Genomic DNA, 9,720 nt, shown 5'->3' on the forward strand with positions numbered 1-9,720 from the left:
AATATTGGCGGCAGGCCGAGGCAAAAATGCGGCTGGCAGGCACCTGCTTTTTGCGGGCCATCCCGCTCGCGGCGCGGCTGTGGCAGGGCAGGGCGCGCGCTACTGTTGCATCCCGCCGGCACGGCGGCGGCGCCGTGCCGGACTGTCATGTGCCGTGAAGGACGTCAGCGGCGTCAGGACGCGCCCTCAACCGGAAGGCCGTCGTCTTTCCAGGCCTGCAGGCCGCCCTCGATGATGGCAGCGTCATACCCCATCTGGCACAGAGTGTGCGCGGCCAGTGCGGCCCGGGCGCCGGAGGCGCAGAGCACGTAGATACCCGCATCATCGCGCCGGCTGGTCAGCGCGGCCTCGGCGGCGCCGCTGTCCGGATCAGCCTTTGATTCCAGCACGCCGCGGGGAAGATGCAGGCTGCCGGAGACGCAGCCGTCCTGCTGCAGTTCGCCGGGCTCGCGCACGTCAAGGATGACGTGGCCGGCTGCGGCCGCGTCATGGGCATCTTGGGGGCTGGCCGTCTTGGTCTGCGCCCGGGCGGTTTCGACCATCTCTTCCATGGTTTGTGCCATTGTCCGCACCTCAGAATTTGTTGACAGGAATTTTCAGGTAATGGTTGCCGTCGCTTTCCGCCGCGCCCAGGCGGCCGCCGCGCAGGTTTACCTGCAGGGCTGCCAGCATCCGGTCCGGCAGGGAGAGGGTTTTGTCGCGCTCGGTGCGCTGCTTGATCCAGTCTTCCTTGCGGGTCCCGGCCTTCACATGCGGGTTGCGCGCCAGATGCTCTGCCACCGTGGCCTCCCACGCGGGGGCGTCCCGGTCATCGGTGCCGTAATCGTGGCCGACGAATAGGCGGGTGTTTTCCGGCAGGGAGAGGATCTCCTGAATGGACTGCCATAGCTCCCCGGCGGAACCGCCGGGGAAGTCCGCACGCGCGGTCCCCGCGTCGGCGTGCATCAGCGTGTCATGGACAAACGCCGCATCGCCGCAGACATAACTGACTGAGCCCAGCGTGTGACCGGGCGACAGCATTACCCGGATCTGCAAATCGCCCAGCTCGATGGTGTCGCCATCCGCCAGCAGGCGGTCAAAGTCGCGGCTGGGATCAAATGCCTCCGGCATGTGGTAGTAGCCGCGCCAAAGCTCCGCAATTTCGCGCACCTTTTCGCCAATCGCCGTGGGTGCGCCTGTGCGCTCTTTCAGCCGGGCGGAGGCCATGAAGTGGTCGGCGTGCGGGTGGGTGTCCAGGATCCAGGCGGGCGTCAGGCCTTCCTGTTCGACCACCCGCATCACGTGGTCGATGCTGTCCTGTGCGGTGCCCGCGTTTTTCGGGTCGAAATCCCAGACCACGTCGATCAGCGCCGCCTTGCGTGTCGAGGGATCGGCGCAAATATACTGGACCGATCCGCTTTCCGGTTCATACAGGCCCCAAACCTCGGGGCTGTTGCTGCTGCCCGCGGGCGAATGCCGGACAATGCGGTCGCCTTGCGTGTAGTCCGTTGCCATTGTTTCCCCTCCTTTGCGCATATGTCGTGCTGATGGCCGCAGGGGCCGGGCCGCCTGCGGCATTGGAGGCATAACGCTTGGCAGGAAAACCGGTTCCCGCGCGGGCTTTCGCTGCGGCGGAGACGGCGCGCAAGATGCGCCATCAGGCAGACAAAAAAACGGCCCGGGAACCATCAGATCCCGGGCCGTCCTCATTTCTGCAGCAATACCGGCTCAGCCGCGGCCGCGGTAGGGCGGCACGCCCTGATCCGGGATCCAGACGCCTTCGGGCATTGGGCCGGTCTGCCAGAACACGTCGATCGGAATGCCGCCGCGCGGATACCAGTAGCCGCCGATGCGCAGCCATTTCGGCTCCAGGAAATCCGCCAGGCGGCGGGCGATGGAGACGGTGCAATCCTCGTGGAAGGCGCCGTGGTTGCGGAAGGAGGTGAGGAACAGCTTCAGCGATTTGCTTTCCACCAGCCAGTCGCCGGGCACATAGTCGATCACCAGATGGGCAAAGTCCGGCTGCCCGGTCATCGGGCAGAGCGAGGTGAACTCAGGCGCGGTGAAGCGCACGTTGTAGGCCACATCGGCCTGCGGGTTCTGCACCCGCTCCAGTTCTGCCTCTTCCGGGCTTTGCGGCACGATGGTGTCGCCGCCCAGCTGCTTCAGGTTGCTGTAGATGCTGTCAGACATATCGGGTTCCTTGTCGTCAGACGCCGCGCTTGTTGCCCCAGACCAGCACATGCAGCTGGGGCAGGACGCGGGGGGTGAACCAGCCGTCGCCGGTTACTTTTTCAATCAGCCACAACAGGCGGTCCGTGGCTTGCTGCAAGTCGACCGGCAGGTCCGGGTCGACCTCCGGGTTGCCGGGCTGCAGGTACAGCGGCAGCTCCGGGTAGCGTTCTGCCGCGGCCTTGGCCCAGGCGTAATCGGTGTCGTCAAACACTACGATCTTCATCACCGCCTGGCCGCAGCCCTGGGCCTGATGCAGGCAGCGGGTGAACTTGTGCCAGTCGGTCTTTTCGCCGCTCGACGGCGGTTTGGGGCTCAGCACCAGCGTATCCAAATCCGCAAACCAGGGTTGGGACACTGACCCCTGGGTCTCGCAGGCAAAGCGGTAGCCTTCCTCCTTGCCGATGGCGATCACCGGCGCAAAGTCCTGGATCGCCGGGTTGCCGCCGGAGATCGAGACGGTCAGCGGCTTGCCCCCGGAGAGGCGGCGCACCTCTGCCATGACGTCCTCGGGCGTCATCACCGCCCAGTCATGCCGGTAGGCGCTGTCGACCGCGTGCATCGAGTCGCACCAGGAGCAGCGGTAATCGCAGCCGCCTGCGCGCACGAACACCGTGGGTTCCCCGATCAGCGCGCCCTCGCCCTGGATCGTGGGGCCGAAGATTTCCGCAATGCGCAATGTTGTCATGGCCGGTATTCCGCCCAGGTTTTCGGGGTCTCTGAGACCTTCACGGCAGCCACCTCCGGCCAGCGCGCATGGCACCAGTCATAGAAGTGCTTCGCCATGTTTTCCGCCGTCGAATACCCGTCCAGCACATCGTTCAGATGCCGGTGGTCGAAGGTGCCGTCGATGTAGTCCTTCAGCGGTTTCAGCTCGTGATAGTCGCGCACGAAGCCGTCGCTGTTCAGCTCCTTCGCCGCCAGTTCCACCACCACGACATAGTTATGCCCGTGCAGCCGGGCGCATTGATGGTCCGGCGGCAGGTGGGTCAGCTGGTGCGAGGCGGAGAAGTGGAATTCCTTGGTGATCCGGAACATCAGGCGCCGTCCTTGGCAGCAATCGCCGCCTTCCAGAAATCCGGGTCGGCATAGTCCGTCGGATCCTCGACCCCCGCCAGATGAAAGGCCTCGCGCCGCTCCACGCAGGTGCCGCAACGTCCGCAGTGCTTCTCACCGCCCTTGTAGCAGGACCAGGTCTCGGCAAAGGGGGTGTTGTGCGCAGCACCTGCGGTGACGATGTCGCCCTTGGTGCGGTGCACGAACGGCGTATACAGCCGCACGTCCGCATAGCCATCAAGTGCCGCGCGCTGCATGGCGTCAAACGCCTCGGTAAACGCCGGGCGGCAGTCCGGATAGATGAAATGATCCCCGCCATGCACCGCCGTCGCCACAGCGTCGTCGCCGTTGGCGGCAGCAATGCCGTAGGCGATGGCCAGCATGATCGCGTTCCGGTTCGGCACCACGGTGACCTTCATGGTCTCTTCTTCGTAGTGGCCGTCCGGCACGTCGATGTCATCGGTCAGGGCCGAGCCGGAGAGCGCCGCCCCGATGCCGCGCATGTCGATGATGTCATGCGGCACCCCCAGCCGTTTGGCGGCGGCGGCGGCATAGTCGAGTTCCTTCCTGTGGCGCTGGCCGTAATCGAAGGAGACAAGACGGGTCAGCTGATGCTCCTCAGCGACCATATGGGCAAGCGAAACGGAATCCAGCCCGCCCGAGCAGATAACGATAGTCTTCATGTTTGAACCCTTGTTTTGGTGACCGGGTAGGCTGCGACCGGTGGCGCGCGTTTAACAGCATGGCGGGAATGGCGCAAGCGGCGGGCGTATTGCGAACATTCGGCAGGACTTGTTGGAGATTTTTGAAAGTGGCTGGTGGCCGGTGAGGGCAGGGCCCGGCCGCGGGCGGAAGCGTAGCGCCCGCCCATGGGGGCGGACGGGCGCTGCCCGGCGTGCCGCCGGGCGGTGCTTTCTATACCGGCGGCAATTCCCCCTCCAGCCACTCCAGAAACGCCCGCGACGCCGGAGTGCTGGCATGGCTCGGCGGCGGCATCAGGAAATAGCTCTCCAGCTGCTCCGCCGAATGATCGCTGGCCCGGACCAGCTGGCCGCTCTCCAGCAGTCCGCCCGCCAGGGTGTCATGGGACATGGATATCCCGGCCCCGTTCACCGCCGCGGTCATGGCGATCACGTAAGTAGAGGCCAGGCTGATCTCGTGATTGCGGTCAAACGGCCGGTTCTGCGACTTGAACCACGCCCCCCAGGAGCCTGTGACGCCTGCACAATCCAGCAGCGTGGCAGTGCCGAAATCAACCGCGCCGCCCTGATAGCCCGGTGCGCAGACCGGATAGAAGCGGTCCCGCGTCAGCCGCACCGCCGCTGCCGACATGTCGTTCGGGCGGCCAAAGCGGATCTCGGTCCCGGCAGAGCTGGCATGGCGTTCCGGGTCCCAGATCGGTGTCACGATGTTCAGCACCAGCCAGGGGAACCGCGCATAGAGCCGCGGCAGGCGCGGCGACAGCCAGAACACCGAAAAGGCCATATTGCACTGCAAGACCAGATGGCGCCCCTGATCGCCGCCGGTAAAGGCCTGGGTTCCGGCCGCGATCAGGTCAAAGGCCTCGCGCACAATCGGCATGTAATTCGCCCCGGCCTCCGACAGCTCCAGCGCGCGGGTTTTGCGGATGAACAGCTCCCGGCCCAGGAAGTTCTCCAGGCTGCGCACATGCTGGCTGATTGCCGATTGCGTCAGGTTCAGCTCCGCCGCGGCGCGGGTGAACGACAAGTGCCGGGCGCTGGCCTCAAAGGCGCGCAGCCAGGTGAGCGGGGGCAGGGAGGAGGGCGGCGATCCGGGGGGCGGCATGGATGTATGACCTGTGCATTAGTTTCCTTAATGCATAGCGGCTGAATCCATTGTTTGTCAGCTGACAATCCGGCTGGCACCAATAACGCAACCGCACTTCCGGAGGCGCAGGAATGAACACGCAAGCGGCGCTAAGCCCGAATCTCACCCATTGGCAGGAGCGCGTCGACATGGCCGCGGCCTTCCGCTGGACCGAACGGCTGCACATGCATGAGGGCGTCGCCAACCACTTCAGCCTGGCGGTGAACGAGGACGGAACCCAATTCCTGATGAACCCGAACCAGGCGCATTTCCGGCGCATCAAGGCATCCAGCCTCCTGCTGCTGGACGCGGACGACCCCAAGACGATGGAGCGTCCCGGCGCGCCGGACCCGACCGCCTGGGGCCTGCACGGCTCCATCCACCGGCTGTGCCCGCATGCGCGCTGCGTCATGCATGTGCATTCGATCCACGCCACCGTGCTCGCCTGCCTAGCCGACAGCACCCTGCCGCCGATCGACCAGAACACCGCCACTTTCTATGGCCGCTATGTGGTCGACAATGATTTCGGCGGCCTGGCGTTTGAGGATGAGGGCGCGCGCTGCGCCGGGATGCTGACGGACCCCAAGGTCAAGGTGATGATCATGGGCAACCACGGCGTGCTGGTCATTGGCGATAGCGTCGCGGACACCTTCAACCGGCTCTATTACTTCGAACGCGCAGCCGAGACCTATATCCGCGCCCTGCAAACCGGCCGGGAACTGCGGGTGCTGAGCGACGAGATCGCCGAGAAAACCGCGCAGGAGCTGGAGGATTACCCCAATCAGGCCGAGCGCCACCTGGCGGAGCTGAAGGCGATCCTCGACGACGAGGGCTCCAACTACGCAACCTGAAACCTGGGACAGGAGGCAACCCAATGCACGGCACGCTCCCCGACCGCGAGGCGGACCGCTGGCACTATCACCCCAAGGGGCCGGTGCCGCTCAACCCGCTGTTCAGCTGGCCGCCGCGCCCGGCGGCGGTCCTCAGATGGTACCGCGGCGCCTGGATGGAGATCACGTCGCTGACGGTCTGCCTCCTGCTGGCGCTCGCCCTTTACGCCTGGCTGCTGCCGCCGCTGGCAGAGATGGCCGCCTTCCGCCCCGGCTGGATGCTGCAGGTCTGGCTTGCCAACCTGCTGCCGCAGGCCGCGGTGGCCGGGGGGCTGCACTGGTGGCTCTACATCCGTAAGGGCCAGGGTATGCAGAAAAAGTTCGACACACGCGACCTGTCGCGGGGCAACGGCACATTTACCTTCAAGAACCAGGTGCTGGACAACATGTGGTGGACCCTTGGCAGCGCCATCACCGTGGCCACCATCTATCAATGGGGCATCTACTGGCTGATGGCCAATGGCTGGGTGCCCACCGTGACATTCGCCGAAGCCCCGGTGTGGTGCGTGGTCTGGATGCTGTTGATCCCGATGTGGTCCGGCCTGCATTTCTACTGGGTGCACCGGCTGGAGCATCACCCGCGGCTCTATAAACACGTCCATGCGGTCCACCACCGCAACGTCAACATCGGGCCGTGGTCAGGGATCTCCAACCACTGGTATGAGAACCTGCTCTACTTCACCACCTATTTCGTCCACCTGATCGTGCCCTCGCACCCGCTGCACCTGGTGTTCCATGCGATGTTCCAGCAGGTCAGCCCGGTGCTGTCGCACTCCGGCTTCGAACGGGTGATCGCCAGGGACACAGAGGCCGCGAAGGCCGGCGATTTCTTCCACCAGCTGCACCACCGTTATTTCGAGTGCAACTACGGCACCTCGGAAATCCCCTTCGACAAATGGTTCGGCACCTACCACGACGGCTCCGCCGCGGCGACGGACCGGACGCGGGCCTTTAAGAAGCAGATGTACACGCGCTAGAATTGCATCAATGCCGAACTGATCAGGATCAAGGCGTATATATTCGCGAATCCCTATGCCTGTGCGCAGAACAGTCAGAGGCAAAGGAGAAAGCCCATGTTGCGTCTTGCATCCATCCTGTATTCGCTGATTGGCAGCAGCCTGGCAGGCGCCGGGGTGATCGCTGTACTTGCAGCAGGGCTGGTCACGACCCAGGCGATCCTTGCCGCCGCGGCTGCTGGCGCCGTTCTGGGGATGCCGGTCGCTTGGCTGGTCGCCAGGCAGCTCTATGCCCGCGGGGCCTAGGCGTTGAGGAACACCCGCGCGGCGGCCTCGAACTCCCGCGGCTTCTCGGCGTGCAGCCAATGGCCCGCGCCGGGCAGCTTGGCAAAGCGGGCATTGGGGAACCGCGCGCGGATTTCGCCGCGGTGCTCCGGCAGCACGTAATCCGAGTCCGACCCTGACAGGAACAGGGCAGGCCCGTCCCAGGCGGCCTCGGTCTGCGGGAAGGACATGATGTTCGGCATCTGCTCTGCCAGCGTGTCCAGGTTCAGCTTCCAGCGCTTGTTCGGCAGATCCAGCGACTGGGTGAAAAAGCTCTGCAGCGCAGCGTCCACCCCGGCCTCGGCCAGCCGGGCGGCGGCCTCGGGGCGGCGCTCGATGCTCTCCAGGTCCAGCGACTTCATCGCGTGGATATACTGGATCTGCGTATGGCCATAGGCCACCGGCGCGATGTCGGCGACCACCAGTTTGCGCACCGCCTCGGGGTGATTGAGCGCCAGCATCATCGCCGCCTTGCCGCCCATTGAATGGCCGATCACATCCATCCGGCCGCCATGGGCCGCGATCACCTCCGCCAGATCCTCCGCCAGCTCCGGATAGGTGTGGCTGTCGCTGCGCGGGCTGTCGCCGTGGTTGCGCATGTCCACCGCAACCACCTGCCGCTCATCCGACAGGCGCTTGGCGATGACGCCCCAGTTGCGGGCCGAGCCATAGAGGCCGTGGGCAATCAGAAGCGGGGGTTTTCCGGTGGCGGAGCCATGAGTGATCGTGTTCAGCATGGCGCCTTGATAACCGGGCAGGCAAAGGCTTGCCAGCCCCATTGAGGCGGGCGCGGGCGCGGGCTAGGGTGGCGCAACACATCAGCCGAGGGAGAGTGCCGCAATGGCCGCCAGCCTGGATCAGGATATCGAAGACATCCGCACGCTCCTGAAGGAGCGCGAGCACGCTTCCGGCGACCTCGCCGCCGCGCTGAAACTTGTCCGCCGCCGCCTGCCGCGGCGGGTTTACAAGCAGGGCATGAAACTGGCCGGTGCGCTGCCGCTGCTGGAACACCCCAAGCTGCGGCAGACGGTGGACGAAAAACCGCTGCGCGGCGCCGCCCGCGAGGTCAAGGCGCACTTAAAGGAAATCGACATTGCCGACCGGCGTAAGGGCTACTGGCTCGGGGTGCTCGGCAGCATGGCCTTTTCGGTGCTGGTGGTTCTTATCCTGCTGGTGGTGGTGCTGCGCTGGCGCGGGCTGGTCTGATTTCCCGCTTTACGCGGCCTGCGATGTGAAAGCCTCTCCTGACCGGCCGCCCTTAAACCCGCCGCTGCTGCCCGGCAACTGGCGGCGGGCGGTCCGCCGCGGCGGCAGGAGACAGCGCATCGCGGAACACCAGCGTTACCGTGACAAAGCTGACGTACAGCAGAAGATACCACGACCCCATTTTTGCCAGACTCACCCACTCGCCGCTGGCCTGACCGTTGTAGAGCCAGGTTTTCGTGCCGGTGCCCACATTCTCCGCCAGCCACAGGAAAAAGCTCGACAGAAACGCCGCCAGCGGCAGCGGCATCCAATAAAACTGCTCGCCGATGCGGAACCAGACGCGGGTGCGGGCAAACAGCAGCACGGTAGCGGCAAACAGGCCCAGCCGGATGTCTGGCAGATAGTGGTGGGCATAGAAGTTGCCATAAATCGCAGCGGCCAGCAGCACGGTGGTCCAGAACGGCGGGTAGGGGGCGAAATGCATGTCGAACAACCGGATCACCCGCGCCATGTAAGAGCCGACGGCGGCATACATGAAACCGGAAAACAGCGGCACATCGTACAGCTTGATCACTCCTGCCCCGGGATAGGCCCAGCTGCCCGCCTGCACCTTGAAGATTTCCATCGCGGTTCCGGTCAGGTGGAACAGCAGGATCACCCGCACCTCGCGCCAGCTCTCCATGCCGGCGGCCAGCAGCAGCCCTTGCAGCGCCAGCGCATAGATGAGCAGCGCGTCATAGCGGGCCAGCGGCCATTCCGGCTGCCAGAACCAGCCCGTGAAAATCAGCCCGGCCAGCAGCAGGATCCCGAAGATGGCGGCCCACCCCTGTTTCAGGGTAAACATGATGAACTCGGCGGCGGCCAGCGGCAGGCGTGCCCGCATTCCGTCGCCCAAACGCCGCTCCAGGCGCCGGGTCCGGTTCGTGGCCGGTGAGTCTTGGAAAAGGAACATAGGATGGCTGCTCTACAATTTCTTGGTTCAAAACATTAGCTAACCCTCGGGCCTGCCGGAAAACCTTTCCCTGATCTTTCTGAAAACGCAATCAGGAAGCGGTCGGCATGTGCACGTGTTTGACCCGCGGCGTCCAGAGTCCGGGCGGGGCTTTGCGCTCCGTTGAACCGCGCCAAGCGCTCCCGCCCTTTTCCGGCCTGCCTGCGGCCGTCCCGAAAGCGTTGGGCAGGGCGCCGTGCGGGCCGCACGGCGCGGGCAGCGCCCCTCTTAGGGGCGCTGCCGGGCCCAAGGCCCGTGC

At 65.1% G+C, this 9,720-nt stretch carries 13 protein-coding genes; 4 read left to right on the forward strand and 9 right to left on the reverse strand.

Annotated elements, in window-relative coordinates:
* Positions 1–173 precede the first annotated feature (173 nt).
* From B2P87_RS02885 to B2P87_RS02915, 7 genes are all read right to left on the reverse strand, one after another.
* Positions 174–563, reverse strand: coding sequence for a rhodanese-like domain-containing protein (locus B2P87_RS02885; RefSeq protein ID WP_141890619.1), 390 nt, complete (start codon positions 561–563; stop codon positions 174–176).
* Positions 564–573: 10 nt separating this feature from the next.
* On the reverse strand, positions 574–1,494 hold the full coding sequence (locus tag B2P87_RS02890) for an MBL fold metallo-hydrolase (protein ID WP_141890618.1): 921 nt from the start codon (positions 1,492–1,494) through the stop codon (positions 574–576).
* 213 nt (positions 1,495–1,707) lie between these two features.
* Positions 1,708–2,172, reverse strand: a complete 465-nt coding sequence (gene queF / locus B2P87_RS02895) for a preQ(1) synthase (protein ID WP_141890617.1) — start codon at positions 2,170–2,172, stop codon at positions 1,708–1,710.
* A gap of 16 nt (positions 2,173–2,188) precedes the next feature.
* A complete protein-coding gene (gene queE / locus B2P87_RS02900; RefSeq protein ID WP_141890616.1) occupies positions 2,189–2,899 on the reverse strand; it encodes a 7-carboxy-7-deazaguanine synthase QueE in 711 nt (236 codons plus the stop codon).
* Positions 2,896–3,249: a 6-carboxytetrahydropterin synthase QueD gene (gene queD / locus B2P87_RS02905; protein WP_008557807.1), complete on the reverse strand. Its 354-nt coding sequence runs from the start codon at positions 3,247–3,249 to the stop codon at positions 2,896–2,898. Before queD ends, queE begins: the two co-directional genes overlap by 4 nt.
* Entirely contained in the window at positions 3,249–3,950 is a 702-nt protein-coding gene (gene queC, locus B2P87_RS02910) for a 7-cyano-7-deazaguanine synthase QueC (RefSeq protein WP_141890615.1), read from the reverse strand. Before queC ends, queD begins: the two co-directional genes overlap by 1 nt.
* 232 nt (positions 3,951–4,182) lie before the next feature.
* Positions 4,183–5,073 carry a LysR family transcriptional regulator gene (locus tag B2P87_RS02915; protein WP_141890614.1) on the reverse strand — a complete coding sequence of 297 codons (891 nt, stop codon included), beginning with the start codon at positions 5,071–5,073 and terminating at the stop codon, positions 4,183–4,185.
* Positions 5,074–5,186: 113 nt separating this feature from the next.
* On the opposite strand from B2P87_RS02915, the gene B2P87_RS02920 reads away from it, so the two are divergent.
* The 3 genes from B2P87_RS02920 (at position 5,187) to B2P87_RS02930 (ending at position 7,246) form a co-directional block, all read left to right on the forward strand.
* A complete protein-coding gene (locus B2P87_RS02920; protein ID WP_141890613.1) occupies positions 5,187–5,945 on the forward strand; it encodes a class II aldolase and adducin N-terminal domain-containing protein in 759 nt (252 codons plus the stop codon).
* A gap of 23 nt (positions 5,946–5,968) precedes the next feature.
* Positions 5,969–6,961 (forward strand): sterol desaturase family protein, encoded by a 993-nt coding sequence (locus B2P87_RS02925; protein WP_141890612.1) that lies wholly within the window; start codon positions 5,969–5,971, stop codon positions 6,959–6,961.
* A 96-nt stretch (positions 6,962–7,057) separates the two neighbouring features.
* Positions 7,058–7,246: a hypothetical protein gene (locus B2P87_RS02930; protein ID WP_008556487.1), complete on the forward strand. Its 189-nt coding sequence runs from the start codon at positions 7,058–7,060 to the stop codon at positions 7,244–7,246.
* On the opposite strand, the gene B2P87_RS02935 is transcribed toward B2P87_RS02930, so the two are convergent.
* Positions 7,243–8,043 carry an alpha/beta fold hydrolase gene (locus B2P87_RS02935; RefSeq protein ID WP_414671955.1) on the reverse strand — a complete coding sequence of 267 codons (801 nt, stop codon included), beginning with the start codon at positions 8,041–8,043 and terminating at the stop codon, positions 7,243–7,245. The genes B2P87_RS02930 and B2P87_RS02935 overlap by 4 nt on opposite strands.
* Before the next feature lie 61 nt (positions 8,044–8,104).
* Here B2P87_RS02935 and B2P87_RS02940 point away from each other — a divergent pair, with 61 nt between their 5' ends.
* Positions 8,105–8,470 (forward strand): hypothetical protein, encoded by a 366-nt coding sequence (locus B2P87_RS02940; RefSeq protein ID WP_141890610.1) that lies wholly within the window; start codon positions 8,105–8,107, stop codon positions 8,468–8,470.
* Between the two features lie 52 nt (positions 8,471–8,522).
* Here B2P87_RS02940 and B2P87_RS02945 read toward each other — a convergent pair whose 3' ends face one another.
* Complete coding sequence (locus tag B2P87_RS02945; protein WP_208764535.1) at positions 8,523–9,353, reverse strand: DUF817 domain-containing protein; 831 nt, start codon at positions 9,351–9,353, stop codon at positions 8,523–8,525.
* Positions 9,354–9,720 lie beyond the last annotated feature (367 nt).

This window comes from Leisingera sp. UBA4491, assembly GCF_002388965.1.
Taxonomy (GTDB): domain Bacteria; phylum Pseudomonadota; class Alphaproteobacteria; order Rhodobacterales; family Rhodobacteraceae; genus Leisingera; species Leisingera aquaemixtae.